Genomic DNA, 24,680 nt, shown 5'->3' on the forward strand with positions numbered 1-24,680 from the left:
CCTATGAAGGGTGTTGCACAAGGCTGCGTTTGGGCAGGTCAGGGCCTGCATCCACAGTTTTCTGGTCATGATGTGAGTGCGAGGTTGCGCATGTGGGCGACGGCTTAGACGGCGTGGTGGAGGCCCTCGCCATGCTGTCGGCAGTCGCGGAGGATCTTGTAGTTCTTCATGCGGCCGATCACATGCTCTACCCGGGCACGCACCTTGCGGTGGGCAGCATTGTCCGCTCCGTCGCCCGGCCAGCAGGGGGAGGTTGATCGCGCACAGCAGGCGTTGTCGCGCCAAGAGGAGCATGCTGGCCGAGCTGTCCAGCCAGCGGAACTCCTTTGCCCCGCAGCTCAAGAGTCTCCACTGCTCCGGGCTGTCCGCCGTCGGCGTACCTGGAGCAGGACGCCGCTGGTGTTGAGGCGGAAGCGGGCCATGGGCACGCTGACCCCAGCAGCGGCTGCCAACGCCTGAGCATCGGCTCCCGCGTACGCGTGGCGGAGCAGAAGCTGACGGGGCAGCAACAGGCAGCCGGCCAGCCAGTTGGCTTCTTCCTCCTGCTCGGGGTCGCATGTGAAGAACGCGTGCCCGCCGATCTGCTGCAGCTCGCGCACCTCATGGCCGAGCAGGACGTGAGCCAGCTCATGGGCGATGTCGCTCTTGGTGCGCGCCGGCTCGTTGCAGGGGTTGTAGACAGCGACCGTGCGGCCGTCCGGCAGATGGAAGGTAGCAGCGGAAAACGCGCCGGGCTGCAGGCTCTCCAGCTCTCGCAGGCTGTCCATCCCGACGAGTTCCTGAGCGTCGATCACCTCAACGCGCAGATGCGCAGCAAGCTGGCGGATGTCCGGCGGAACGTCCGAGCGGAGACCGATCTGTGCGCGTACGCGGTCCGCGAGCCGTTCTGCTTCCGACTTGAACCCTCGGCGCACTCCTAGCCCCTTTCCCGGGCAGAGCTGCCCTCGTCGGAGGCCGTCAGCCTGCTCTGCATGGTGGCGAGAAGGTCGGCGAGCGTGCGACTGGCCTGCGGGGTGAAAGTGGATGCCGCGCGCAGGTGTACCTTCACCTCGCTCTCGCGAGCGGCCAGACTCCCGTAGAGCTCCTTGACCAGCCCGGCGATCTTCTCGGCTGCGGCATCCGTGAGGTTGGGGTCGCGTGACAGATGGTAGGCGATGACGTCCGGGGTGCTCTCCGTGCGGAGTCGCGCGGGCTGGAAGAAACGCTCGGGAGGGAGCCCTAGCCAGTCGACGAGCCGGGTGAAGTTGGCGAGGTCCGGCAAATGGCCCTTCTCCACCCGGGCGAGGGTGTTGAAGGGCACGTCGGCCTGCTCCGCCGCCGCCCGCAGGCTCAGTCCCAACTGTGCGCGATGCTGCTGCACAAGCGTCTGCAGCGCCTCGATGTCGATGGGCTCGTCCACTCTCGCCACCTCCTTCCGCCGGGCGTCTTCAACGCACCGTAGCGTGGCGACTCTAGGACGATCACCTGTGGCTGATCATCCCACCCCTCCGTTACGTGTCCCCGAACACGGTTGTACCTCCATCGGTACACGTCGTACAGTGTGAGTCAACGCTGGTCTCTCTGGCTGCATTCCGGACCCCCAGCATCGCTGTGCACTTCTGTTCGCCATGCCTTGTGGATCCGGAAAGGACCGCCTGATGAGCGAAACCGCACGACTGCACACCTTCCCCCGCTCCCTGCCCGATGAGGGGACACAGGGGATCGCGGATGCCCGACTGCTGCCGGACGAGGAGTTCCGGGAAGCCTGGTCGAGCATCGCACTGCCCACTGACATGAGGGAGCGGATGCTCCGCGCCGCGGTGGCCAGCATCCGCCTGCGTCAGGCCGTTCCCTTCGACGCTGTGCCACTGCACGGCATCACCCTGCTCACGGGTGCTCCGGGGGTCGGCAAGACCACCGTGGCCCGGGGACTCGCAGACAAGATCGCCCGTACCCTCGGCTCACCCACCCCCTGGTTGTTCCTCGAGGTCGACCCCCACGCTCTGGCCAGCGCCTCCCTCGGCCGTAGCCAGCGCAGCGTGGAGACCCTGTTCGGCACCGTCATCGAGGAGATGGCGATGGCCGGGCCCCTGGTGGTGCTGGTCGACGAGGTCGAGACCCTCCTGACCGACCGCGCGGCCCTGTCCATGGACGCCAACCCCGTCGACGTACATCGTGCCGTGGACGCGGCCCTCGTCGGACTCGACCGGCTCGCCCGCCGCCACACGGAGGTCTTCGTCCTCGCCACCAGCAACTTTCCCGATGCGATCGACCCGGCTCTCGCCTCCCGCGCGGACAACGTCATCCGGGTGCCGCTCCCCGACCACACGGCCCGGCGCTGGATCCTGGAGCACACCGTCACAGCGATCGCCCGTGCATTCCCCGGAGCCCACGCGCTGACTGCGGCCGAGGCCCTCGATGCAGCCGCCGAGCGAGGCGAGGGCCTGGACGGCCGGCGTCTGCGCAAGGCGGTCGCCGCCGCGTGCGCCTACCGGCCGGAGACTAAGGGCGATCCCAACGGTGTGACCGTTCAGGACCTCCTGGGTGCCCTCGACCACGCTCGGGAGACGGCATGAGTGTCATCGCACGCCGCATCGCCTCGGTGCCCTATCGCACCTCGTCCCAGACCTGGCAGGCGATCGTCGACCTTCTCGCCCCGGATACAGGCCCCGCCCGTACCGCCCTGCTCGCGGTTGCCGGGCCGGGCTCCATGATCATCGCCGAGGAGTACACGAGCAGCGCTGCCATCGTGGTCCTGCCCGCCACGGGCCCGCGCATCAGGATCCGAACGGTGCATGGTAGCGATGCCCTCGACGCCGTGCAGAGCGAGACTCCGCTGACGTCTCGCCCCCTGGACGAGCCAGGCTGGCACCTGTCACTGCCGTGCGCCGAGGACGACCTCGACGAACTGCGCACAGCCCTTGCCGGACACCCGCAGTTCAGCGTCCGCGCCCTCGACGACGACGTACCTGACGACACCCGGGCTCACGCGCGCGCGTCCCGAATCGTCATCAACACCGACGAGTTGGAGCTGTCGTGAGCACTGCCGTCCACGTCAACACCCATGCGCACGCCGTCACCCACGTGTCGACCGGTCTCATCAGGGGCCTCCGGCGGATCGTCAAGGAGAGCGGGCTCGACCCGGCCAAGATGACCAACCAGTGGCCGATCCTGGAGAGCGGGGTCGGGACCTGGCTCACCTCCCGGCACCTGCGTTCCCTGGTGCTGGAGATCTACGACCCGAGCCGCCGCTCCGGTGACGATCTCGTCGGGCGCTTCGATTTCACCATCGACTATGGCTACTACCCGGACGCCGACGGTGAGTTGTGGCTCGACCCGGACACCGTCTACTACGCCGTCCGCAAGGCCGGTGCCGTTCCGTCCCGGTGCGACTACCGCATCGTCGCCGACAACAAGCCCGGTCGTCCGGACGTCGCCGGATGGTCCACGACCAGTCTGCGGTCCACGGCCGGATTCACCCGCCACGAGGTCGGCACCGCCATCGGCGGCGGCAGCCTCGGCACAGGACTCTCCTACTACGCCCGGACGGGATCATGATGAACGTCAGTGAGGCCTTCGAGAAGTTCCGCGGCAACCTGGAGATCACACCGACGGAATCCGCCCAGGCAAGCAACCGTCAGCAGCGCATGCGCGAGCAACTCGACCACAGCACCCTCGACGTCGCCGACACCTTTCTCACAGGCGCCTACCGGCGGGCGACCAAGACCAAGCCGCTGGCAGACGTCGACATCATGGTCGTGCTCAACGACAGGGCCTACCTCGACAAGCACCCGCACGAAATCCTCGAAGCCGTACGCGCGATCCTGGCACCGATCTACGGCGAGGACCGGGTGTGCTGCGACCGGCGGGCCGTACGCGTCGACTTCGGCGTGAAACTGGTCGACGACCTCACCGGCGGCGTGGTTTCCTTCGACGTCGTGCCCGCCTTCATCGAGGACGACCACTACCTGATCCCCGACGACGTACTCGCCGAGTGGATCCCCACCAACCCCAAGATCCATGCGGACCTCGCGACGCAGGCGAACAAGGACTTCGCCGAGCAGTGGAAGCCCCTCGTCAAGATGGTCAAGACCTGGAACCGCGAGCACGGCCACCCCATCGAGGCATCGTTCCTCATCGAGGTCATGGCCCTGGAGCTGATCAAGGGCGACTGGATCGGGCCCTACCCCAGGGAACTGCGCCAGTTCTTCGCCACGGCCGTCAACGCCGTCACGGAGCGCTGGCCGGACCCGGCCCACCTGGGCCCGGACGTCTCCGACATGTTCGTCGGCCAGCCCGAGAAGCTCCAGGCCGCCCAGACAGCCCTGCGAGCTGCGGAAGCCGCGTGCACGGAGGCGCTCCTACTCGAACGCGCGGGCCGTACTGGCGATGCGCTGGCGAAGTGGCAGCTCCTCTTCGGCCCCCTCTTCACCAAGTCATGACCACGAGCCGGCAGCCTCCCGTGCCCCCCGGCACCCCCAGCCGGATCAAGGAACGCCAGGACCAGCCGGAGCACCTCAACAGGCTGCTGGCCTACTCCCACCTGTACAAGACAGCGACACGGTGGCGCCGCATCAGAACCTGGGGCAACGTCCTCCTGGCCATGACCGCGCCCCTCTTTGCGGTCTTCCTCCCGGCGGGCGCGGGCACCCGCGGAGCGATCGCCGCCCTTTGGCTGGTGCTGGGCCGGACCGTGCTCTCAGGCCTGGAGCACAGTGCCTCCCTGCGCGCCGTGACCATCCAGGAGCTGTACGACACGAAGCTCTTCCACCTTCCCTGGAACCAGGCCCTGGTCGGTCGGCAGCCTGTGCCGGACGACGTCTCCTCGGCCGCCCGCCGTATCTCCGACCACGGCCCCTACCTTGACTGGTACAGCGTCGATCTGGGGGACACCCCGTGGCCCGGCGACGTCTTGCTGTGCCAGCGGCAAAGCGCGGTCTGGAGCCGCCGAGACCACCACGCCTACGGCACGTTCCTGGCAGTCAGCGGCAGCATGTGGGCTTTCGCGATCATCGTGTTCGCCCTCGTGCGCGACATGACACTGCTCGACTTCCTCGTGGCGCTGTTCCTGCCCAGCGCAGCAGCGCTCCTCGACACCATCGAACTCGCCCGCAGTCACTGGCAGCAGTCCGTCAAACGGCGACAAGTCGAAGACGACATCCACGATGTATGGAACAAACAGCAGGCCAACGCCGGTGACATCCCAGCCGAGGAATGTCGGCGCCTCCAGGACGCCACCTACCTCCTGCGCCGGGACGGTCCGCCCGTGCCCAACTGGTTCTACAACCGACGCCGCCCCGAAACCACCGCTGTCACAAACGACGGCACCACGACCTTGCGTGACTCATCAGAACCTCACTGAGCGGTGTGTGCGTTAACGCTAATGATCAGCGGTCAGGTGTGAGAGTCCAGCGAACCACTCGCGCTGGTCGTCGGCCGACGACCATGGCGGAGATCAGGTGAAATTTCGTTCAAGGACCTCCTCAGGTTCTGCTCTACCTGCCACGATCCGTTACCGCATGGACGACCGTTCAAGCACCTGCACTGCTGTTTCGCTCCGGGTTCCTGATGAGGGAACAAGCCGGAGCGGCACCCTGCGCCTGCGTGGCCAGTCGAGCAGTAGGGACGGCGGTGCCCACCTCAACAGGCTCAGAACAACGGTTCTTGAGGGAATGCGGATGCCAGACCGTCCGCGATGAACCTCTCCAGCCGCGAACGCGGCAGGCAGCCAGAGAGTTCTCTGTGCTGGATCTCTCTCCACCGCCGCTCATGGCTAATGAGGCTGGCATGGCCGGCGAGGTCCGGAGACAGCGCGGGGAACAGCGCCTCCTTCAGCTGGCCTTACGTAAGCGCCCACGACAAAGCCCCCGGAATCGAGCGATCCGATTTCGGGGGCTTTGTGGAAGAAAGCGGGTGGGGTCAGCTCTCGGTGGAGCCGTCGTCGGTGGAGTTGTCTGTGCGTCGGCGGCGAGCCGCGAAGAGGGCGCCTCCGCCGACAGCGATCAGGACTCCGGCGCCGCCGATCAGCCAGGGGGTGGCCTCGGCGCCAGTGTGCGCGAGCGAGCCCGCGGGGGCGGGGGCCACGGTGTTCGACGCGGTCTCGTCGGAGGTCGATGTGCCCGAGGCGGACGGCGTCGAGGTGTCCTCTTCCTGGCCGGGCTTGTCCGGGGTGGGCCGGTCGCTCGGTTTGTCGGTGGGCTTGTCGGTCGGCTTCTCCGTGGGCAGCGGGGTGGTGGCGCTCTTGGCGTTGGTGACAGTCACGGTCACGGGGGCGCCCGGCTTGGCCTTGAACGCCTTCGAGGGCTTGTAGATCTCGTAACCTTCGGGCGCCTTCACCTGCTTGACCCAGAACTTGCTGCCGGTGCCGGAGTTGACGGGCAGCTTGCCGCTGGCCGTGCCGTCGGAGCCGGTGGTCAGCGTCAGGATGGTCTTGTCGCCGCTGCCGATGTTGACCGTGGATCCGGCCAGCAGCTTGCCGGTCTTGTCGTCCTTGGCCTTCAGCCGAACTGAGGCGGGCTTGAACGGGTCGATGATGGTCAGCGGGGTGTCGGCACCCGGGGTGACGATGACGTCCTGGTCGTCGACGACCTCGTGCAGCGGGCTGCCGCTGGCGACTTCTTTGAGCCGGTAGACACCGGGCGCGATGTCCTGGAAGGCCAGCTGGCCCTCCGCGTTGGTGGTGCCGCTGGCGGCCTGCTTGCCGGTGGAGTCGAGCAGGGTGAACGTGGCTCCGGCGAGAACCTCTCCTCCCGGGTCCTTCTAATGCAGTGCGGAGCGGATGCCTCGGGTCCTTCTGACCGATGAGGTCCGCCTTGAAGACAGGCACCGACTCCGCGGCGGCCTTCGTGGCGGACGGTGGGCGTCGGGATGACTCCGAACCCTCTTCGGCACATAGATGCCTATTGAAAGACTGGCAGCGCCCGACGCTCTCCGGCCGCCACGAACCCGCGCCACACAACTACGCGCAACTCGTTGTTCCTCGTGACGCGAGCCCGCCGCACGGTGACCTCCCCTTCGTCTCCGCGAGCCACGAGCTCTGGGCGAGACCGAGGCCCGCGCGGTGCGCTGGTGCCGCGAACGGCTTGTGAGATGGCGGACCACCGAGTCCTGGCATTAGAGCGTCGCGCGGCCCGCATGTGCTCGCCACCAGCGCGAACGACGAGCGGAGGAAACCCATATGAGCGTGTTCTGCGGCATCGATTGGGCCGAACAACATCACGATGTCGCCCTGGTCGACCCAAACGGAACGCTGATCGCCAAGGCCCGTATCACCGATGATGCTGCCGGCTACCAGCAGCTGCTTGGCCTGCTCGCCGAACACGGCGACACAGAATCCGAGCCGATACCCGTGGCCATCGAGACGTCCCGCGGGCTTCTCGTCGCGATCCTGCGCACAGGAAAGCGGCAGGTGTTCGCCATCAACCCGCTCGCGGCGTCGCGATACCGCGACCGTCACGGAGTCTCGCGCAAGAAGTCCGATCCCGGTGACGCACTCGTCCTGGCGAACATCCTGCGCACCGACATGCACGCCCACCGGCCACTGCCCGCGGACAGCGAACTCGCCCAGTCCATCGCCGTACTGGCCCGCGCTCAACAAGACGCGGTCTGGCACCGCCAGCAGGCCGCCAACCAGCTTCGATCGCTGCTTCGCGAGTTCTATCCGACGGCGCTCAACGCGTTCATCACGGGCCGCAAGGGCGGTCTCGCCCATCCTGAAGCCCGTGCCATTTTGGCGATCGCTCCGACGCCCACGGCCGCAGCGAAACTCACGAAACCCCAGATCCGAGCGGCTCTGAAGCGCGGCGGCCGCCAGCGCTACACGGAAGCCGAGACCAAACGCCTTCAAGAGGCGTTCCGAGCCGAGCACGCCCATCAGCCGCCGCTTGTCGAAGAAGCCATGGGCAAGCAAATGCTTGTCCTGTTGCAGCAGTTGGACGCTGCAGCCCAAGGGGCCGACTCCCTCGCTGAGGCAGTCGAGTCGTCGTTTCGCGAACACCCAGACGCCCAACTGATCACGAGCTTTCCTGGCTTGGGCTGCCTACTCGGCGCCCGGATCCTCGCCGAGATCGGAGACGATCGGGACCGCTTCGCGGACGCTCGAGCGTTGAAGGCATACGCCGGATCAGCCCCTGTCACCCGTGCATCTGGCAAGAAGCGGTACGTCGGACGCCGCTTCGTCAAGAACAACCGGCTCACCCATGCCGGCTACCTGTGGTCCTTCGCCGCCATCACCGTCTCGCCCGGCGCCAACGCTCACTATCGCCGTCGGCGCGACCGCGGTGACTGGCACGCCGCCGCCCAACGCAATCTGTTCAACCGGATGTTGGGAATGCTCCATCACTGCCTGCAACACCAGATTCCCTACGACGAACACCGAGCCTTCGCCCCGCTCCTCGAAGCCACTCCGGCTTGACTCTTAGCGCCGTGAGATGTCTTCAGGATGGTGACGCCGCCGTTCTCGCCCGCGCTCAGCGGAGTGTTGGACGTGGACGGGGTCGGCTCGGGGGTGTTCGCGGAGGCGGCTGGGGCCAACGCCAACGTGCCGGTCACTGTGACGACAGTGACGGCCATGGCGGACAGGCGGCGGGCGGAACGGGTAGGCAAGAAGGAACTCTCCTGGAGGGGACACGGGCAGGGCTGCCCGTCGGTGCAAGCGGGGTAAGGCCGGTCAGCGGGTACGGGCCGGCGACGGCTGGGGCAGCAGGGGCGGACGGGTTTGCCCTGGAAGGTGCGCGGGGGCGTCGATCGTGCTTCCGCGGACGGCGGCCCGGACGAGGTGATGTTGGTCCTCGATGGGCAACGTCGCGATGTGCGATAGTCCCTGCGCGACGGAGGCACCGCGCAGTGTGCCCGCCGGTAGGCCGGCGGCATGCACGATCCGGGCCGCAGCCTCGGCTTCGATCAGGAGGCCGAACGCCGGTGGAATGTCGAGCAGTTGGGCAGCGTGCTCGCGGCTGCCGGTCAGTGCTTGAGTGAGGGGAAGTCCGTCGTCGAGGACGCTGTCGACGATGTCCAGCCAGAGGGGCGTGGCCTGGTGGAGGCGGGTGAGGAAGTCGGCGTCTGTGAGCCAGCATCCCCGGGGCGGCTCAGGATCCGTATCGAGCTGAGCCGGTCGCCGCCGTGCGCTGTCGGCGCTGCTGGGCGGGGACGGTTCGGGCGTCCAGACCTTCAGGTAGTCCTGGATGGCATGGCTCAGGGGCATGACGGCGGCGCCGATCCAGGGTGAGGTGTCGTCGTGGTGCCAGTTCCGTACGACGCCGTAGCCGTCATGTCCGGGCTGTTTGCCGAGGCGGGCGTCCCGGACCGCGAACGTGCTGTGGTCGGCGAAGGACAGGTACGCGTGGTCGAGGGCGCCGCGGTCCGGGTGGAGGATGCTCAGGCGCAGTCCGCCGTACTCACGTTCTCGGATGGTCTGGGCGAACTCAATGCGCAGCCGCAGCGGCGAGTCGGGCGAGACGACGGCGTAGCAGGCGTCGCCGATCACTCGTCGTTCGTGGACGGGCAGGTCGAGCAGGTCGGTGAAGAAGTGCTGGGCGTGCAGGGACAACGGTGGTGGTGCTCCTCGGCAGCGGACGGTTTTGCGGGGCGGTTACCTGGGTCGGCCGGCCGACGGGGCGGGACGGACGGTCGGCGCGGGCCCGGTGCCCGGGGCGCTGACGCCGGCGTGCGCGGACGGCAGGGTCGGCGACGAGGGTGTCGACGCTCGGCTCTGTGCCGGGGCGCCCTGGCGCGCGGCGGCATCGGTCAGAGCGGCGGGGAGGGTGAGATGGAGGCGGGTGTCGGCCGGAATGTTCCACACGGCGCGGGCGAGCGGCACGGGTGAGGCCAGGGAGGAGGCGAACGCCGCGACCAGGGAGGCGGGCACGGCGGAGGAGAACGTGGCCTTCCACAGCGGGTGGTCCGGTGGCCCGCCCCACGCGGACCAGACGGGTGCGGCCACGTTCTTGTGCGCGTAGGCGTGTTGCAGCACGCCGTAGCCGTCCGGGCTGCGGAAGTACTGGACTCCGTCCGTCTTGACCGTGTGGTGCCAGCCGGCGGTGAGCAGCGGCAGGTATACGTCTTGGGGGCGGACGTCGTCTGGGCGCAGCAGGTTGCGTTCGCCCCGTCTGTCCGCCTCGCACAGCGCGAGCACTTCGGCATACAGGTCGCGAACGAGTTCGACGGGGGTGCTGGCGTCGAGCGTGGCCGTCCAGGTGGCCGGCCGGAAGGGGTCCTTGTGTGCGGCGATCAGCCACTCGCCTCCGCGCACGTGGTCCTCGGACGGTACGTGCCCGGCGAGCAGTTGCATGCCGGGACTGATCACGATGGCCGGGCTGTCTCCGGAGTGGTGGAGGGTCCAGCCCTGATCGAATGGGAAGGGCCATACGTCGATGAGGTCGTGGATGCCGGGGCCGGCGAGGTGGCGGGGCAGGACCTCGACCACGTCGTGGTCGTCGAGATCGTCCAGAGGGCTGAGTGCCACAAGGTCCTTTCAGCGGGCGGGAGTTGCTGGTCGTGGGCGGCGGCGGATCAGCGGCGGGCGGCCGTGCGTGGGGCGGCGGGCGCCGGAGGAAGGGTGGCCGTGCTCCAGCGCGGGACGCTGCGGGTGCCGAGTGCCGGCGGTCGGCGGGTGAGGGCGCGCTGGACGTCGAGCGGGGTTGGAACCGGGGGCGCGGGCGGTGTGATGGGAGTGAGCTGTGCGGCCTCGCGCAGCCCAGGGAGCATCGAGTCCCTCCAGCGTGGCAGGGGCGCCGGGTCGGACACGCTCTGGGTGATGGCCTTCACCAGAGCCGTGGGGGTGTTGGTGGTGGCGGTGGCGTACCAGCGGGCATACCCGTTCTTCGGTCCTCCCCACAGGTGCCAGCGGGCCTCCAGGGTGGTGAGTTCCTTCTCCGGGTCGAGGCGGCCGGTGGTGTATTCGCAGGTGGCCATCCCGTCCGGGGACTGCAGTTCCATCACGCCCCAGCGCGGGTGCTGGAACTGCCAGCCGTTTTTGATGAGCGGGACGGCTGCGTCGAAGGCGCCGAGCTCGGGGTCCTTGAGGTCGGGCTCGGCGAGGTAGATGTCGGGGCCGGCGGTGTACGCCTGAGCGAGGGCGGTGGTGAAGGCGGTGACGAACTCCGTGGGTGCGGTGTCGTTGAAACTGACGCCCCACGCGGGCGGGGCGAAGCGGTCGCGGTAGGCGTTGATCCGCCACAGTCCGTCGTCGTCGCCCTCGGGCAGGAATCCGAGTCGGACGCGGTGGTCGGGCGCAGTGACGTAGGTGTTGGCGAGGTTGTCGTGATGGAGGTCGAAGCCAAGCGCGAGGAGCGGCTCCAGCGCGGGGTCTGCATCGCAAGTGCTGCCTGCGAGGTAGCGCGGGGACACGTAGTTGTCGCCGTCGATCTCTTCGGTGTCGGGCACGAAAGTCCTGAGGTTGAGGCTGGGGAGATGAGCACGCGGTTCTGGTCAGGTACGCGTGCTGTTCGCAAGTGCGGGCAGCAGCTGGTGTTCCAGGTCTGCGGGTTGGCCGGCGTAGTGCAGGGCACGCAGGCCCAACTCGGCGGCGGCCCTGCAGTTGTCCTCGCGGTCGTCGACGAACAGCACGCGTCCCGGGTCGGCGACGCCGGTGGCCGCCAGGGCGTGCTCGTACGCGGCCGAATCGGGCTTGCACAGGCCCAAGCGGGCGGAGTACAGGGCGTCACTCATCAGATCGCGCCGCCAGTTGGTGGCGTCCAGGACGTCGCTGAGGTGGGCCGGGGCGTTGGAGAGGAGCACTATGGGCAGCCCCGCGGCCCGGGCGCGGTACAGGATGTTGAGGACTCTGGGGTCGGTGCGGGTCCACATGGCGGTATCGGCGGCCAGCAGCGTACGCAGCCACCGCGCGCCGGGATGGTGCCCGAGCACCTTCGCCCAGTAGGCGAGATCGCTCAGTTCGCCTGCGTCGTACGCGTTCCGGGGGCCCAGAAGGCTTCTTGGAAGGAGGGGAGGTGTCGGTCGGGCCACTCGGCGAGGTCGGCGAGGCGGGTCCACATGCCGGGGCTGGGCTGGAGTCCGAGGACTCCGTTGTAGTCGAGGAGTAGGGCGTCCACGCCGTTCGGGGAGACGGAGGTGTGGGTCAAGGGCTGGGTTTCTCCAGGGCTTTGGGAGCGAGGGCGGCGACGGCGGCAGCGAGGAGGGCGGGCAGCAGCAGCGCGTGCGGCAGGGCGGTGATGGTGGCGAGGGCGCCGATGAGGGCGGGGCCGGCGAGCAGGCCGACGTAGCCGGTGACCGCGACGGTGGCGACCGCGCGGGGGCCGCCGATGCCTGCGGCGGTGATGAGGCTGGGGATGGTGACGGACAACCCCAGGCCGAAGGCCGCCCACCCCAGGAGGGCAAAGGCGATGGTGGAGCCAGCAAGCCCGGTTGCGAGGCCGAGCGCGGCCAGGGCGGCGCCGGCCCGGACAGCAGCGGGAGCGCCGAAGCGGGCGGTGAGCCGGTCTCCGGCGAGGCGACCGGCGGCCATGGCGGCGCTGTAGACGCCGTAAGCCACGGCGCTGGTCGCGGCAGTCGCACCGAGGTCGTGCAGGTGGACGGCAGCCCAGTCGGCAGCGGCCCCCTCGCCCAGCAGGGTTCCGGCCGCCAGTGCGCCCAGCAGCCACAACCGGGGCCGCGACAGACCCCCGCGCTCGTCCAAGCCCGGTTCCACACGGTTGTGGACGGGCTCGAGTCCAGGGCTGGCAAGACAGCGGGTAAGGCGCGTCGCTGCACCTGCCGCCGTGGCGGCGATGGCTGCGACGCCGGCGAACAGGACGGTGTGCGGGGTGTGGGCGGTAGCTGAGGCCAGCACGGCGCCGGTGAGGCCGCCGAGGCTGAAACTCGCGTGCAACCGGCCCATGATCGGGCGGCCGTGAGCGTCCTGGCAGCGGACCGCAGCGGCATTGACTGCGACGTCGAGGACGCCGTGTGCGGCGCCGAAGGCGAACGCCGCTACCAGGAGGCTCTCCAGGCTGCGGCAGGCCGCGAGGACGGCGAGGCAGACAGCGAGAGCGATGGCGCCGCCGGTCAGCAGTGCGGGCAGGCGGGCCGGGTGGGCGAGGCGTCCGCCGGTCTGGAGTCCGGCGACCATGCCGAGGGCGGCGGCCAGCAGGACGAGGGCGAGCCCGGCGGTGCTCGCATCGGCGGTGTTCTGAACGGCCGGCATGCGTGCGCCCCATACGGCCATCACCACGCCCAAGCCGGCGAAGTACCCGGTCAGCAGGCGGCGGCTGCGCGCCGGCTCGGGCCCCGCGGTCTGGTTCACGCGGCGTGCTCCCTGGTGGCCGGGGCCGCCTGCGCGACCGCAGCCACCTGGATGTCGAGGTTGCGGTACGCCTCCTGGGCGCGGGCTTGGGCGATGGTGGCGGTCGGCCCGGTGGTGATCAGGTAGCCGATGCGGGCGGAGAACAGATCGCCGCTGTCCTGCGGCAGCACGAGCGGGTCGCCGGCCTGTCGCTGGAAGCGCACGCGCTCCACTCCCCCGGTGGGTTCAGTGACACAGCGGGCGGTGAGGGTGCCGGAGTAGGCCGGGTAGATGAAGCGGATCGCCGCGGCCTGGTGGCGAGTCGGCGTCAGGTCCGGGGTTCGTCCGCAGGCGATGTCGGCGGCAGCACGGGCGAGGTCGACGCCGGTGGCCAGATGGACGAGGTGGCTGATCATGTCACCGGCAATCCGGGCGTTGACCTCGATGAGGCGGGGGCGGCCGTCGACCACGCGGAGCTCGACGTGGCTGACGCCGTCGGTGACACCGAGGGCGTCGATGGCCGCGACGGCGGCCGGGGCCACAGTGGGAAGGAGCGGGTCGTTCGCGTCGACCATGTGCGCCAGTTCCTCGAAGTGGGGCGGCATGCCGACGGTCTTGCGGGTGACAGCGGCGACAGTGGTCTGTCCCTGGTGGGTGACGCACTCGACACTCACCTCCGGGCCGTCGAGGTATTCCTCGACCAGGACCTGGGTGCTCTCCACTCCGTGGCTGGCGGTCTTGGCGGCGAAGGCGTACGCGGCCTGCAGCTGGTCGGGGGTGTCGACGCGGATGACGCCCATGCTCGCGGCGTGCGCGGCGGGTTTGAGGACGACGGGGAAGCCGATGCGCCGGGCTGCGGCTTCCGCTTCGTGCTCGGTGCGCACGCTGACGGAGGCGGCGGAGGGCACCCCGTGGCGGGCGAACAGGCTGCGGCTCGTGTGCTTGTTGCGGCAGCCCTGGAGGGCCTCCGGAGCGGTGGTGGGCAGGCCGAGCCGGCGGGCCAGGCGGGCGACGGGGATGAGATACCACTCGGTCCACGTCATCACGCCGGCCAGCGCGTGCCGCTCGGCGAGCGCGTGCCCGGCCGCAGTCAGCGCCGCCTGATCGGCGGGGTCGGCGACCTCGTAGTCGAGGAGGAACTCCTTCTCCCAGGTCGGCGCGGCGCCGGAGATCAGGACGACGTCGTAGTGGGCGGCGACGTTCTGAAGGCAGGTGCCGCGATATGCCTGGGCCTCCATGTCGGAGGCGGCAACGACCAGGACGACGGGGCGAGAGGACAACAAGGCTCCAAACAGTGCGGGGAACGGAGAGCTGAGGCAGGGCGCCTGGGTCAGGGGGTGTGGCGGCGTCGCAGCTCGAAGGCAGACGCCCACTGGGGGTGGTCCTCGATCAACTTGCGGGCGTACAGGGCGGTGAAGGAGTTGTTCAGTCCGCGCACGCCCGCGGGCAGCTGCCAGCGCAGGTCCTCGAACAACGTCTTGAGACCGACCCGGTGGCTCGAAGCGACGGGCGAGATACCGGCAGGGCGTAGAGATCGGCATGGGTGCGGGAGGTGGGTATGGCGGCGTCTCCGTGGGGTGTTCCGAGCGGTCAGGTGAGGGAAGTTCGCAGGGCGGGGGTGGCGCGCAGCCGGGCGAAGGCGGCGAAGAGGCCCAGGGCCTGCAGTGCGGCGCAGAGGGTGATCACGTGGCCGAGCTGGGCGGGCGGCACGGTGGCGACGAGGACACCGGCGATGGGGAAAGGCAGCAGGAGCAGCAGGATGGTCAGCGACAGGGTGGCGCCGAACACCGGTTCGGGGATGAGGCGGGAGCGCAGGGTGCGCAGCACGACGGTCATGCCGCCCTCGCCAGCCATGAGGACGGCGATCAGGGTGAGATAGCTGCCGTAGGTGTCGGCGAAGGAGACGGCCAGGCACGCCAAGGCGGCGATCGTGGCGGACACGGCACCGACCGGCCACAGGCCGAAGCGGTCGATCGCCCGGCGACACAGGGCGACCGCGAGGAGAGAGGCGACGGCGGCTGCCGACCAGATGAGCCCGACGTCGGCCATGGAGTGGCCGAACTGTTTGACGATGATCACTGGGGTGGCGGCCTGCAGCAGACCGACAGTCAGGTTGGAGACGGTCAGTCCGGTCACCAGCCAGCCGAGGGCCGGTAGCGCGCGGAGGGTCGACCAGCCGGTGTGCAGCCCCTCAAGGACGGGCTGCGGCGCGGCGGGCTTGCTCCGGTGGCGCGGGCGCGGGACCAAGACGCTGGTGAGCAGCGAGAAGACGGCGATCACGATCAGCATTCCGGTGGCGCCGGCCCGCTGCAGGAGCAGCCCGGCGAGTGCGGGTCCGACCAGCGTGGCGAACTGGTCGATGCCGAGCAGCACCGACTGAACGCGGTGGGCGCGGGAGCCGGCCTTGCGGCCGGCGACTCCGCCCGCGGTCTCGGCCGCGATGTAGGAGCATTCAGTGAGGATCCCGGTGGACGCGGCGAGCAGCATGACGGTGGCCGTCGCGCTGAGGCCCGCCTGCGTTGGCAAGATGAACGCGGTGGCCAGGACAACCACGGCCCGGCCTGCAGAGGCGAAACGGAGCACGGCGGTGGTCCCGTGGCGGTCGACCAGAACCCCTGCGAAGGCGAACGAACCGAGTCTCGGCACCCATTCCAGCGCGAACGCGAGGCCGGTCAGGGTGGCCGAGTTGGTGGTGGCCAGTACCAGCAGCGGGATGCCGTAGGTGGCCATGGCGAACGCGGCAGCGTCCGTGCTGCGCGGCAGGTAGATGTCACGCAGCAGAGTGGGGACCGGCCTGCGGGCATGCCAGGGTCCGACACGGGATCTCACGCAGCGCGCCCCGATTCCTCCGCCGCATAGGAGGAGCGGGCAATGTCCTGGTGCAGGACGCGGGGGTACGCCGTAAGCCACTCGGACAGCGCCGCGCGCGGAGCCGACGGTTCGGTCGCTGCGCGGGAGTGCCCCGGGCCGTCGTCCTGCATCTGGAAGGCGTGCTGGACACGCGCGACGAAGTCACTGGTGCGGCTGGGGAGTTGGTTGGTTCGGGCCCAGCGTGCTGCGGTGTCGTACACCTCGGCCAGGTCCTTGCCGCTCGCGGTGAGCTGGTAGCGGGCCAAGGCGGGTCCGCGGGCGTGGATGAGGCCGAGGTCGCGTGCGGTGTCGATGGCGTGGCGCAGTTGTCCGGTGGTGAGGTCGCCGAGGGCGCCCTGCAGGCTGCCGCGTTGGCGACTGATAGGGCCGTTGTCGTCGATTTCGGTGATCAGGCGTATCAGGCCGGGCAGGGACAGGGTTCGGATCACGCGGCGTTCGCGCAGGACGCTGGCGGGCAGGGCGGCTGTCATCGGCGTGGGCCTCCTGCCGGGGTGATGGGGCGGGCGGGTATCTGGTGGGAGAAGAGGTCGCTGGACTTCCACGCTGGCCCGCCCGGCGGCGGGGTGGTGGCCAGGGCAGGGCCGGCAGACGATGCGGCCGGAATGGCGGGTGCCGGAAGGCGCGTCGGGGTGGTCGCCCACGTGCCGGATCGGGTCTGGGACGGGGCGGTCCCCGGTCGGCGAAGCGGGTCGGCCCCGGCGGACGGGAGGACAGCCCACGTAGCGATGGCCTGGAAGACGGGGGCGAGTGCCTGGCCGCTGGCGGACAGCTGGAAGTCGCCGCTGCCTGTGACCGCGACGAGGCCGTCGGCAACCAAGCGGTCCAGGGGCTTGTAGACAGCAGTCAGCCCGTATCCAGGCATAGCCTCGGTGGCCAGGACCTTCGCGCTCGCACGGCCCCGAGCCTGCAGGGTCATAAGGATCGGGGTGGCGTGCCGCGGGGCGATCAGAGTGATCGTGTCGTCGATGTTCTGGGCCGGGGGGATCCGCTCGGGCTCCAGCTCACCGATGGCCTTGCTGGTGACGAGCTGCTTCTCCAGGTAGGTGTCGCCCCAAGAGGCGATCACGGCCAGGACGGGCAACAGCTCGGCACCGCGGCCAGTGAGGCCGTAAGTGACGTGGCGCGGGGCGTACTCCGTGCGTTCGACCACTTCGGCGTTGGTGAGGTGGCGCAGCCGGGGGTGAAGCTGGCCGTCGGCGAGCCACGGCAGCCGGGGTTTGATCTCGGCGTAGCGCAGCGGCTGGGAGGAGAGGGTCATCAGCACCCACACGCTCCAGCGCGGGGCGAGCAGATCCAGCGTCTTGGTGACGCTGGAGTAGTCGTTCGGGGTTGTAGGCGGCTGAGCGGTGGTGGCCAAGGATGGGGCTCCTCAAGCAGTGCGGGCAGATCAGCGGGTGTGGGAGGCGGCAGTCGCCGGGGCGGCGGGTACGGGCACAGCCGGCGGGGTGTCGGGGGCCGGTGCGCGGCGCAGTCCTGCCAGGACCGCGCCGGTGTTCTTGGCGTAGGCGTCGCGAGCGGCGACGGACTCGGCGATGCGGCGGGCGCAGTCGAGGATGTGACCGGCGGCAAAACGGCCGATCTCCCGCTCAGGGGCGATGAGTTCGCGCAGCCTCTCCAGCTGGAAGGCGATGTTGCGCTCAGCGAGCGCCAGATCGCTGTGACTGCCAGTGAGCGCGGCGAGCAGGGTGGCATCGGAGGTGCTGTCGGCGAGCGCTTCGAGCTCACCGAGCGACTGTCCGAACAGCGCCTCGATGCGCTGGGCGATGATCTCGGAGATGGCGTGGGCGGTGGCGTCGGGCTGGGGCAATCGGCGGGCTTTCAGGGACGGTGGGTCCGCACCGCCCCGGCGCGGCCGGTTGCCGGGGCGGGCGGAGCAGTGACGGTGATCTTCGGTTGGGCGAACTGCACCGGCTGCGCGGGGCGTTGATCGGGAGCGGGCATGGTCCGCAGGAGGTCGTCGAGGGCGGCGACGTAGCCGTCCCGGCCAGCCAAGGCCGCTTCCAGCCACTGGGCGTCCCAGCGCAGGTCTTCGGCGGACAGCTCGCCCAGGTCGCGGTCGCAGGACATCGAGGCGTGGACGCGATCACGTACGCGGACGACCTGTTCCTCGGCGACCGCGAGAAAGCTGCGCAGTTCCAGCGCACGGTGGAGGGCGGCGCAGACCTCAAGATGGGCTGCCTGCGCATACAGCTCGGCGACGGAGGCACCGAACGCCTCCTCCAGCGCGGTGTCGCGGCTGGTGGACTTGTCGATGACGCTCATCGCGTCACCCCGCGCGTCGGGATACCCCGCTCGCCGGGCAGTGCGGGCGCCGCGGTGGGCAGCGCCGGAGCGCGGCGCGCGGCGGGGCCGGCACCACGCCAGGCGCCAGGCCCGCGCTTGCCAGGGGCGAGGGGGTCGAGGAGGTAGTTCACGACCATCACGCGACCGTCACGTGCAGTGACAGCGGCGTTGACCTGGTGCGCCAACTCCATGACAGCGTCGTCGAGTTCGCCCGGGTGCGTCCCGAGCGCCTCGACGAGCGCGTCCTCCGCGGTGTCGAGTGCGTCCTGGGTTTCGGCGAGCAGGCCGTACCAGTGCACGACACTGGTGGCATCGGGATTGGCGTGTGGTGCCGCCTGAACCGCCCGGCGCAGATCGGCGAGAGGCATCTGGAAGCGGTCCTCGATCCGCTCAGTGACGACGCCCATCACGTCCTCGCTGAACTCGGGCACGGAGAGGCTCCATTCATTCACTGTTCGGGGGCGGGAAAAATGCACGGCGAATCCGGTCCGTGTGGGGAGCGGTCCGCGAACTCGGATGCCGGATAGGGGAATTGCGGGCCGGTCTGCTAGTCCAGGCACATGGCGGTGTCGCGGTAGACGTACGTTCCGGACACCCACCCCTTTACGCCGGTGGTCTTGTCCGTGATGTAGCGCCAGTTCCCGCTGCTCTTGTGGACGGTGAACTTGTGGCTGCGGTAGAGCACGCCGAGCGCCGTGGACTTGGAGGACGCCTTGGAGCGGATCGTTACAGCCTTCGTGTGCACCTTGTACGGGAGCGGCTTTGCCGAGCAGCTGCTGACGGTGGTTGCGGCACTGGCGGTGGGGATGGAGACGAGCGGGAGAGCGAGCGCGCCGAGAACGGCGGCGGAGACGGCTATGCGGCTGGTGCGCATGGGGAATTGACCTCCATGAAGATAGGGAAGGGAATGCGGAAACGGGCCCGGGCTGATGCCGTGCGGGCCGAGAACAAGAGTCCGGAGAATCCCCGGTTTCGGTAACCGGGGATTGCGTGCTATGTTCCGCGCCGCCTAGCTCAGGGCAGCCGGCATGTCAGTGGGCGGGGAAGGGGAAAGCCGGTGGGTAGCCGCGAATTCAGCGGCTCGGACCGCGCGGTGGAGCGGGGTGCGCGGGCAGAGCGGGGACGCCCGGAGCGGTGGTGTGGCGGGCTGGCGGTGACGCGGCCGGCAGCGGGATCGCCTCGCCGTTCCAGTGCGCTTCCCACCACTGGGTGGCTGCCTCGAAGGTGGCGAAGGCGCCCTCGCGCAGGGTGTGCGTCCACGCGTCGGTGTCGACCTCTTCGAGCAGGACCCGGAACGGCAGTGGCGCCTTCTCGTCGATGGCGCGCAGCAGCACGGTGGTCTCGATCGGCTCGGCGTCGTGCGTGTAGCTGGTCAGCAGGGCGAAATGGTCGCCGTCACTGCGCAGTCGCTTCTCCAGGGCGCGGGTGGCCTGGTTGGCGGGTGTGGTGCCCGTGCCGTCGGGCAGGAGGATCTTGCCCTCTGGGCAGCCGCGGGCGATCAGCCAGGACTGGGCCATGGACGGCAGCGGCAGTTCCTTGTGCGTGAAGCGGAAGGTGCGCGCCGCCGAGTCGCGCTTGAGGTGCAGGGCGACGATCTGTGGTTCCCCGGGGCTGCCCCAGGTGACGGCGCGGTTGTGCATCACATAGAAGCTGTGCTCGCCGTCCTCGGTGTGGTGCTCGGCCAGCCGGGTGAGCATGTCCTGCTCGATGGTGATGTGCTGCCAGAACTGGTCGGCGACGTGGTCGTTGACGGCCTCATATCCGTCGAGGCGGAAATCCGGTTCGTAGGTGGGCATCGGTGCTTTCGGTGCGACGACGCCATGGGCGCCGTGGGCAGGGCGTGTTGAGCTGTTCAGCGACGCAGGTGTGCGGGAGCGCGTGGCCGGGGCGACGGCGTGGTGCCGGGCGGGGCCTGCGGGGCGCGGGGCTGCAAGGACGGCCCGGCCGGCGTCGGTGAGGGTGACGGGCTGGCCGGCGTGCACTGGGTGGGAGGTGTCGCGGTCTACGAGGCCGCTCGCCTGCAGGCGCTGCAGCTGGGCGTAGGAGATACGGGTGCGGGAGGGGGTGACCACGGCGAGCCGGTGGGTGATGAGGTTCTCGTGGAGTTTGGCGCCCTGGGCGATGGCGAGCAGGGCCGCGAAGTCTTTCGTCGGCACCTGCTGTGGCGCCTGTCGCGGGGCGGCGGCTTCGATCGGCTCCAGCGCCGCGGCGGCCTTGGCCTGCTCGGCGTCGCGCTCGTCGATGGCGTGCGCCAGCTGGTCGACCGTGTGCTCGATCCGGGCGAACAGTGCCTGATCGATGGGGAACTCGCCGGACACCAGGCGGGCGAGACGGGCGCGGTGGAAGGTGACGTCCCGCTCGGCCCGGACGAGGTCGCGGTGGGCGTCCGCCATGGCCGCCTGCGGTGCGTCGAGGAGACCGGCCTCGTGGTGCCGCCGCAGCGTCTCGATGCTGCACCCTGCGGCCGTCTCGATCCGGTGGTCGAGCACGGTGCGTGGGTGGCGGTTGGGCGAGGGGGCGGGCGGTGAGCTCATGTCGGAGCGGTTCTTGTGTGCGGGAGGGCGTCCGAGGCGCACGCGTCCAGGGCGATGCGGACCTCGACGTAGGGGCCGTCGCGGGTGCGCCGGGTGGGCCCCAGATGCTCCAGGAGCCGGAGCATCGGCGCGTTGGACGCCTGCGTGAATGCGGTGAGGGTGTGTGCCCCGCGCGTGCGGGCCATCCGGGCCGCCTGCCGGGCCAGGGCTGTTCCGATGCCGCGGCGGTGGTGGTCGTCGGCGACTTGCAGTCCGAGGTCGACGACGCCCGGCTCCCGGCTGACGGGCCCGAGGCAGACGAGGGCCAGTGGCCGCTCGTCCGCGTCGAGTCCGATCCAGCACTGCGCCTGGGCGAGCAGCCGTGTCAGGTCGCGGGGCGTGAGGCGGGTTCGGCCCCAGCGGCGCAGCAGGTTCTGTTCCGAACACTGCGCGTGGAAGGCGGCGACCAGGTCCCAGTCCGCCTCCGTCACCGGGCGCGTACGCGCGAGGGCGGGGTGGGTCAGCAGGAGCAGTCCGGGCGGGCGGCCTGCAGGTCGCCGCGCCGGTAGGCCCGGTGGCGGCTGCCGTCGACGTTGCGCGGCTTGCGGGACTGGACGCCGTAGGGGCGCAGGAGCAAAGCGAGGCGGACCGGGGTGAGGTCGGCGTAGCGCCAGCGTCCCTCGGCCTCGCCGGGCAGCTCGCGCAGGCGCGTGACCAGCTCCGCGGTGCTCACATACTCCGCTGCACCCAGGACGTCGAAGATGTCAAGGCAGGCGTGGACAATCGTCCTTGGCCGACTCGGACAGGTCAGGAACTCCTCGCACGTGGCCTCGTGGAAGTCATCGAAGCCGTCGAGGTCGTCGGAACCCCCCAGATCCTCGAAGTCGTCGAAGCCCTCGAAGTCGGGATCGAGGTCCGGATCGAAGTCGGGCTCTTCGTCCTCCACCGGCTCGTACTCGCTGGGCGGGTCGGGCTCGTACGCAGCCGCACAGCAGCAGGAGGTGGACAGCAGCGCGCTCAACTCGGCTCCGGCTGCCATGCGTTCGATCAGCAGGTCGGTGAGCGTGTCGAGCTGCTCGGTGGCACTGACGTCGGCGGGACGTTCGGCGCCGGACAGGGCGTCGAGCTGCCGGTCGAGGTCCTGGATCTCGACGAACACATCGACGATGGCGTGGTGGTGCGGGTTCTCGGTGACCTCGGTCGGCGCCAGTACCGCGGCGGCGACCTGGTCGATCAGGATGGGGAGCTGCGTCAATGAACGGGGCCCTTCAGGGTCGGGGGCAGTGCGGGTCGGGGAAGGCCGGGCATCGCGTAGGGCGGTGGTCCTGGCTTGGGGATGGGCTGGCGCGCGCCCAGCTGCGGCGAGCGGGTGCGGGCCGCGTGGGTGCGCTCGCCCAGGGGCCGTCGGGTGATGCCGAGGCGGGCGCGGGCGGTGTCGTACACGTCGTGCGCCTCCCGCGGGCGTACGGCCACGACGTGGATCTCGGTGGTGTGCGTGGAGTTGGCAGGCGCCGGCCGGTGGGCGTAGACGATGCGCCACGCGTTGCGGTGATCGACGTAGACCTTGCGGCATCCGGCGAGATCGCGGGTGAGTTTGGCGCCGAACAGGCGGGCGTTGACGACGTCCTGGAGCTGGGCGAGCGCCAGGTCGCGGATGTCGCTGGGGGCCCGGAGAAGGTCGGTCAGGGCGCGTGGGTCGAAGGAGAGACCGAAGGCGGGCCGGTCGTGGCCGCTCATCCGGCCCCCTGGCCGGGTGCGCCGTTCTCCTCGGACTCTGCGGTTTCGGCGGTGGTCCGGCTGGAGGGCGGCGGGCCGGGCAGCAGGCGGTGGGCGGGCCGGTCCGGATCGGTCATGCACGCGGACAGCGGCCCGCCGGCAGCCCTGACGGTGGCCATGGCGTGGGTGAGGAAGTCCCGGTGCCAGACGAACAGGCCGGACAAACCGGCCTCGGGGTCCTTGTGCTGCTGGTAGGCCAGCCACAGGGCGTGGAGCCAGGCGACGACGTCGGCGTGTTCCTGCCACTGCTCGCACCACGGGGCGGCGGTGGTGACCTCCGCCCCGTAGACCCGGACGAGGAAGTCATCCACCCAGTCCGACAGCGCATCGAGTTCGTCTTCGTACTCCCCGCCCTCCAGCTCCAGGATCGGGCGGGGCTCCGGCGGGGCGGGCTGCGGCGGCAGGGCCGCGAACCCCGGCATGGCGAAGGCGCCGAACGGTGAGTCCGTGGGCGGCGGTGCGGAGGCGAGGCTGTCGAGCTGGCGGGCCTGCTCGGCAGATTGGTCCAACAGTTTGCGGACGCTCGCCTCAATGCTCTCCAGATCGGACTCCGGCAGCCGGACCGGTTCCGTCTCCCCGCCCTCCGGGGGGTCTATGGATTCAGGCACGAAAGGGGCCTCCTTGAGCCGCGGCCGTTGGGCGTGAATTGCGGCTCAAACCATCCGGAGAATCCCCGGTTTCGGTAACCGGGGCTGTGCTGCTATAACGCCCCGCGCGGCACGGCCATGCCATGACGGGCCACGCACCACAGGCCGTACCGCACTGCACAACAGGGATCAGGACGTGAGGGTCAAGTCGTCCTGGGACAAAGTCTGTTGCAGCGTTTCGGTGAGCCGGTCGGCGGCTATCTCGGCGTAGTGCTGGGTCTTCTCGACGCCGATGAAATCGCGGCCCTCCAGAAGGGCCGCGACTCCCGTCGAGCCGGATCCGCAGGTGAAGTCGAGCACCGTGCCGCCGGGCGGGGAGATCTGCACCAGCTCACGCATGACGGAGACAGGCTTCTGCGTGATGTGCTGCCGGCTCTTGCCCGACGGCTGCGAGGCGCTGTACAGGCCGGGCAGGTAGACCGGGTTCCTGGAGGCGTCGATCGGTCCGTTGCTGGCCCAGACGACGAATTCGCAGTTCTGGGTGAAACGTCCCTTCTGGGGGCGGGCCTGCGGCTTGTGCCAGGCGAGCACGCCACGCCAGAGCCAGCCGGCGGCCTGGATGGCATCCGTGGTGATCGGCAGCTGCCGCCAGTCGGTGAACAGCAGCGCAGTGCCGCCGACCTTGGTGAGCCGGTGTGCCTCGGTCATGATCTGGGTCAGCCAGAAGCCGTACGACCGCTGGTCCATGTTCTCGCCGGTGAAGTCCGGCAGTTCGTGACCTGCGTCGGCGGAGGTGTACTTCTGCTTCGCGCTGCGGGAGGTGCGTTCCTTGGCCGTTCGCCCGCCGCTGTTGTACGGCGGGTCGGTGATGACGGAGTCGACGCAGTTGTCCGGCAGTTCGGCGAGGACGCCGAGCGCGTCGCCCTGATGCAGGGAAAAAGGCAAAGAGATACCCCAATTCGGGTCGGGTGAGGTGAGGTGAGGGAGAGACGCTCCGGCCCGCCTGGGTAACCCGCGGGACCGCATTCGGGCAGGAAAGCATTGCGGGCCGCGCAGCGGCGGGGGCGAGGGGAGGAGACAAAACTGTAGGGCACGATCCCCGGTTGAGCGCTATCGCCGCCGAAAACCCCGAAATAGAGCCTTGATCAGAGACGATTTCGGCAACCGGGGATCCGCCCTTAGTGTTTTGGAACTGCCCGGCGGACCACGCCGATGGCGCATCCCCGCCCCTGCCCTCGTGGAGGTATCCCCATGTCCTGGCACACCTGACGCGACGCCCCTGCACCAGCGCGAGCGGCAACTCGCGCACGTGTATCTGGGCCCTCGATTTACCCACCACCCCGGCCGTCGCGCCCTTTCCTCAACGACGCACGCGCCGCCGGGACTTCACCAAGGACCTCGTTGTGACATCGCTCTGCCCTCCCCTGCCCGCGCACCGGTCTCCGGCCCGTG

Annotated in this window: 29 protein-coding genes and 3 pseudogenes; 7 read left to right on the plus strand and 25 right to left on the minus strand. The window is 69.6% G+C overall.

Annotation, left to right across the window (positions count from 1 at the left end):
• Positions 1-104: 104 nt before the first annotated feature.
• The 3 genes and pseudogenes from RM704_RS13905 to RM704_RS13915 all read right to left on the minus strand — a co-directional run.
• A pseudogene (locus RM704_RS13905) lies at positions 105-236 on the minus strand (IS5/IS1182 family transposase); the annotation flags it as partial.
• A gap of 102 nt (positions 237-338) precedes the next feature.
• A complete protein-coding gene (locus tag RM704_RS13910) occupies positions 339-914 on the minus strand; it encodes an ImmA/IrrE family metallo-endopeptidase (protein WP_033530996.1) in 576 nt (191 codons plus the stop codon).
• Positions 915-916: 2 nt separating this feature from the next.
• Positions 917-1,399 carry a helix-turn-helix domain-containing protein gene (locus RM704_RS13915; protein ID WP_052146410.1) on the minus strand — a complete coding sequence of 161 codons (483 nt, stop codon included), beginning with the start codon at positions 1,397-1,399 and terminating at the stop codon, positions 917-919.
• Positions 1,400-1,637: 238 nt separating this feature from the next.
• On the opposite strand from RM704_RS13915, the gene RM704_RS13920 reads away from it, so the two are divergent.
• Genes RM704_RS13920 through RM704_RS13940 form a run of 5 tightly spaced genes read left to right on the plus strand, consistent with a single transcriptional unit; the run spans position 1,638 to position 5,341 of the window.
• Entirely contained in the window at positions 1,638-2,555 is a 918-nt protein-coding gene (locus RM704_RS13920; protein WP_033530995.1) for an AAA family ATPase, read from the plus strand.
• Positions 2,552-3,019: a CBASS system Cap8 protein gene (locus RM704_RS13925; RefSeq protein ID WP_033530994.1), complete on the plus strand. Its 468-nt coding sequence runs from the start codon at positions 2,552-2,554 to the stop codon at positions 3,017-3,019. The genes RM704_RS13920 and RM704_RS13925 overlap by 4 nt, the downstream gene beginning before the upstream one ends.
• Positions 3,016-3,537, plus strand: coding sequence for a hypothetical protein (locus RM704_RS13930; protein ID WP_033530993.1), 522 nt, complete (start codon positions 3,016-3,018; stop codon positions 3,535-3,537). Before RM704_RS13925 ends, RM704_RS13930 begins: the two co-directional genes overlap by 4 nt.
• Complete coding sequence (locus tag RM704_RS13935) at positions 3,534-4,421, plus strand: CBASS oligonucleotide cyclase (RefSeq protein WP_033530992.1); 888 nt, start codon at positions 3,534-3,536, stop codon at positions 4,419-4,421. Before RM704_RS13930 ends, RM704_RS13935 begins: the two co-directional genes overlap by 4 nt.
• Positions 4,418-5,341 (plus strand): S-4TM family putative pore-forming effector, encoded by a 924-nt coding sequence (locus RM704_RS13940; protein WP_157856793.1) that lies wholly within the window; start codon positions 4,418-4,420, stop codon positions 5,339-5,341. Before RM704_RS13935 ends, RM704_RS13940 begins: the two co-directional genes overlap by 4 nt.
• A 557-nt stretch (positions 5,342-5,898) precedes the next feature.
• On the opposite strand, the gene RM704_RS13945 is transcribed toward RM704_RS13940, so the two are convergent.
• Positions 5,899-6,315: an LAETG motif-containing sortase-dependent surface protein gene (locus tag RM704_RS13945; RefSeq protein ID WP_311590581.1), complete on the minus strand. Its 417-nt coding sequence runs from the start codon at positions 6,313-6,315 to the stop codon at positions 5,899-5,901.
• A gap of 4 nt (positions 6,316-6,319) precedes the next feature.
• Here RM704_RS13945 and RM704_RS13950 point away from each other — a divergent pair, with 4 nt between their 5' ends.
• Complete coding sequence (locus RM704_RS13950) at positions 6,320-6,610, plus strand: hypothetical protein (protein WP_311590582.1); 291 nt, start codon at positions 6,320-6,322, stop codon at positions 6,608-6,610.
• A 38-nt stretch (positions 6,611-6,648) separates the two neighbouring features.
• On the opposite strand, the pseudogene RM704_RS13955 reads toward RM704_RS13950, so the two are convergent.
• Positions 6,649-6,696 (minus strand): annotated as a pseudogene (locus tag RM704_RS13955) (hypothetical protein); the annotation flags it as partial.
• Between the two features lie 460 nt (positions 6,697-7,156).
• Between RM704_RS13955 and RM704_RS13960 the strand changes: the two are divergent.
• Positions 7,157-8,392: an IS110 family RNA-guided transposase gene (locus tag RM704_RS13960; RefSeq protein WP_033530990.1), complete on the plus strand. Its 1,236-nt coding sequence runs from the start codon at positions 7,157-7,159 to the stop codon at positions 8,390-8,392.
• Positions 8,393-8,647: 255 nt separating this feature from the next.
• Here the strand turns inward: RM704_RS13960 and RM704_RS13965 are convergent, their stop codons facing one another.
• From RM704_RS13965 to RM704_RS14060, 20 genes and pseudogenes are all read right to left on the minus strand, one after another.
• Positions 8,648-9,526, minus strand: a complete 879-nt coding sequence (locus tag RM704_RS13965; RefSeq protein ID WP_063774522.1) for a hypothetical protein — start codon at positions 9,524-9,526, stop codon at positions 8,648-8,650.
• 42 nt (positions 9,527-9,568) lie between these two features.
• A complete protein-coding gene (locus tag RM704_RS13970; RefSeq protein WP_052146408.1) occupies positions 9,569-10,441 on the minus strand; it encodes an SPDY domain-containing protein in 873 nt (290 codons plus the stop codon).
• Positions 10,442-10,488: 47 nt separating this feature from the next.
• On the minus strand, positions 10,489-11,361 hold the full coding sequence (locus RM704_RS13975; protein WP_033530988.1) for an SPDY domain-containing protein: 873 nt from the start codon (positions 11,359-11,361) through the stop codon (positions 10,489-10,491).
• Positions 11,362-11,406: 45 nt separating this feature from the next.
• Positions 11,407-12,059 (minus strand): annotated as a pseudogene (locus RM704_RS13980) (HAD family hydrolase).
• Positions 12,056-13,219: an MFS transporter gene (locus tag RM704_RS13985; protein ID WP_033530987.1), complete on the minus strand. Its 1,164-nt coding sequence runs from the start codon at positions 13,217-13,219 to the stop codon at positions 12,056-12,058. The pseudogene RM704_RS13980 and the gene RM704_RS13985 overlap by 4 nt, the downstream one beginning before the upstream one ends.
• Positions 13,216-14,436 (minus strand): ATP-grasp domain-containing protein, encoded by a 1,221-nt coding sequence (locus tag RM704_RS13990; protein ID WP_033530986.1) that lies wholly within the window; start codon positions 14,434-14,436, stop codon positions 13,216-13,218. The genes RM704_RS13985 and RM704_RS13990 overlap by 4 nt, the downstream gene beginning before the upstream one ends.
• A 92-nt stretch (positions 14,437-14,528) precedes the next feature.
• A complete protein-coding gene (locus RM704_RS45560; RefSeq protein WP_052146428.1) occupies positions 14,529-14,792 on the minus strand; it encodes a hypothetical protein in 264 nt (87 codons plus the stop codon).
• Positions 14,789-16,027 carry an MFS transporter gene (locus RM704_RS14000; RefSeq protein WP_033530985.1) on the minus strand — a complete coding sequence of 413 codons (1,239 nt, stop codon included), beginning with the start codon at positions 16,025-16,027 and terminating at the stop codon, positions 14,789-14,791. The genes RM704_RS45560 and RM704_RS14000 overlap by 4 nt, the downstream gene beginning before the upstream one ends.
• Positions 16,024-16,539 carry a hypothetical protein gene (locus tag RM704_RS14005; protein ID WP_033530984.1) on the minus strand — a complete coding sequence of 172 codons (516 nt, stop codon included), beginning with the start codon at positions 16,537-16,539 and terminating at the stop codon, positions 16,024-16,026. The genes RM704_RS14000 and RM704_RS14005 overlap by 4 nt, the downstream gene beginning before the upstream one ends.
• Complete coding sequence (locus RM704_RS14010; protein WP_033530983.1) at positions 16,536-17,426, minus strand: winged helix-turn-helix transcriptional regulator; 891 nt, start codon at positions 17,424-17,426, stop codon at positions 16,536-16,538. Before RM704_RS14010 ends, RM704_RS14005 begins: the two co-directional genes overlap by 4 nt.
• A gap of 30 nt (positions 17,427-17,456) precedes the next feature.
• Positions 17,457-17,876, minus strand: coding sequence for a hypothetical protein (locus RM704_RS14015; protein ID WP_052146407.1), 420 nt, complete (start codon positions 17,874-17,876; stop codon positions 17,457-17,459).
• 11 nt (positions 17,877-17,887) lie between these two features.
• Entirely contained in the window at positions 17,888-18,331 is a 444-nt protein-coding gene (locus RM704_RS14020; protein WP_033530982.1) for a hypothetical protein, read from the minus strand.
• Entirely contained in the window at positions 18,328-18,783 is a 456-nt protein-coding gene (locus tag RM704_RS14025; RefSeq protein ID WP_033530981.1) for a hypothetical protein, read from the minus strand. The genes RM704_RS14020 and RM704_RS14025 overlap by 4 nt, the downstream gene beginning before the upstream one ends.
• A gap of 116 nt (positions 18,784-18,899) precedes the next feature.
• Entirely contained in the window at positions 18,900-19,226 is a 327-nt protein-coding gene (locus RM704_RS14030) for an SH3 domain-containing protein (protein ID WP_033530980.1), read from the minus strand.
• A 199-nt stretch (positions 19,227-19,425) separates the two neighbouring features.
• Positions 19,426-20,886 carry a hypothetical protein gene (locus RM704_RS14035; RefSeq protein ID WP_311590584.1) on the minus strand — a complete coding sequence of 487 codons (1,461 nt, stop codon included), beginning with the start codon at positions 20,884-20,886 and terminating at the stop codon, positions 19,426-19,428.
• A complete protein-coding gene (locus RM704_RS14040) occupies positions 20,883-21,356 on the minus strand; it encodes a GNAT family N-acetyltransferase (RefSeq protein WP_033530978.1) in 474 nt (157 codons plus the stop codon). Before RM704_RS14040 ends, RM704_RS14035 begins: the two co-directional genes overlap by 4 nt.
• A gap of 29 nt (positions 21,357-21,385) precedes the next feature.
• Positions 21,386-22,120, minus strand: a complete 735-nt coding sequence (locus RM704_RS14045; protein WP_033530977.1) for a DUF3631 domain-containing protein — start codon at positions 22,118-22,120, stop codon at positions 21,386-21,388.
• Complete coding sequence (locus RM704_RS14050; protein ID WP_033530976.1) at positions 22,117-22,602, minus strand: hypothetical protein; 486 nt, start codon at positions 22,600-22,602, stop codon at positions 22,117-22,119. The genes RM704_RS14045 and RM704_RS14050 overlap by 4 nt, the downstream gene beginning before the upstream one ends.
• Positions 22,599-23,249, minus strand: a complete 651-nt coding sequence (locus tag RM704_RS14055) for a DUF4913 domain-containing protein (RefSeq protein ID WP_033530975.1) — start codon at positions 23,247-23,249, stop codon at positions 22,599-22,601. Before RM704_RS14055 ends, RM704_RS14050 begins: the two co-directional genes overlap by 4 nt.
• Before the next feature lie 168 nt (positions 23,250-23,417).
• On the minus strand, positions 23,418-24,173 hold the full coding sequence (locus RM704_RS14060; RefSeq protein ID WP_033530974.1) for a DNA-methyltransferase: 756 nt from the start codon (positions 24,171-24,173) through the stop codon (positions 23,418-23,420).
• Between the last annotated feature and the right edge of the window lie 507 nt (positions 24,174-24,680).

Origin of the sequence: Streptomyces gottesmaniae (genome assembly GCF_031845845.1) — a bacterium.
GTDB classification, from domain to species: domain Bacteria; phylum Actinomycetota; class Actinomycetes; order Streptomycetales; family Streptomycetaceae; genus Streptomyces; species Streptomyces akebiae.

Bases quoted from the DNA above. Each gene is read 5' to 3' on its own strand.
- RM704_RS13920 (WP_033530995.1), top strand. From the start codon at position 1,638: ATGAGCGAAACCGCACGACTGCACACCTTCCCCCGCTCCCTGCCCGAT.
- RM704_RS13925 (WP_033530994.1), top strand. From the start codon at position 2,552: ATGAGTGTCATCGCACGCCGCATCGCCTCGGTGCCCTATCGCACCTCG.
- RM704_RS13935 (WP_033530992.1), top strand. From the start codon at position 3,534: ATGATGAACGTCAGTGAGGCCTTCGAGAAGTTCCGCGGCAACCTGGAG.
- RM704_RS13940 (WP_157856793.1), top strand. From the start codon at position 4,418: ATGACCACGAGCCGGCAGCCTCCCGTGCCCCCCGGCACCCCCAGCCGG.
- RM704_RS13960 (WP_033530990.1), top strand. From the start codon at position 7,157: ATGAGCGTGTTCTGCGGCATCGATTGGGCCGAACAACATCACGATGTC.
- RM704_RS13990 (WP_033530986.1), bottom strand. From the start codon at position 14,436: ATGGAGGCCCAGGCATATCGCGGCACCTGCCTTCAGAACGTCGCCGCC.
- RM704_RS14005 (WP_033530984.1), bottom strand. From the start codon at position 16,539: ATGACAGCCGCCCTGCCCGCCAGCGTCCTGCGCGAACGCCGCGTGATC.
- RM704_RS14020 (WP_033530982.1), bottom strand. From the start codon at position 18,331: ATGAGCGTCATCGACAAGTCCACCAGCCGCGACACCGCGCTGGAGGAG.
- RM704_RS14030 (WP_033530980.1), bottom strand. From the start codon at position 19,226: ATGCGCACCAGCCGCATAGCCGTCTCCGCCGCCGTTCTCGGCGCGCTC.
- RM704_RS14035 (WP_311590584.1), bottom strand. From the start codon at position 20,886: ATGAGCTCACCGCCCGCCCCCTCGCCCAACCGCCACCCACGCACCGTG.
- RM704_RS14050 (WP_033530976.1), bottom strand. From the start codon at position 22,602: ATGAGCGGCCACGACCGGCCCGCCTTCGGTCTCTCCTTCGACCCACGC.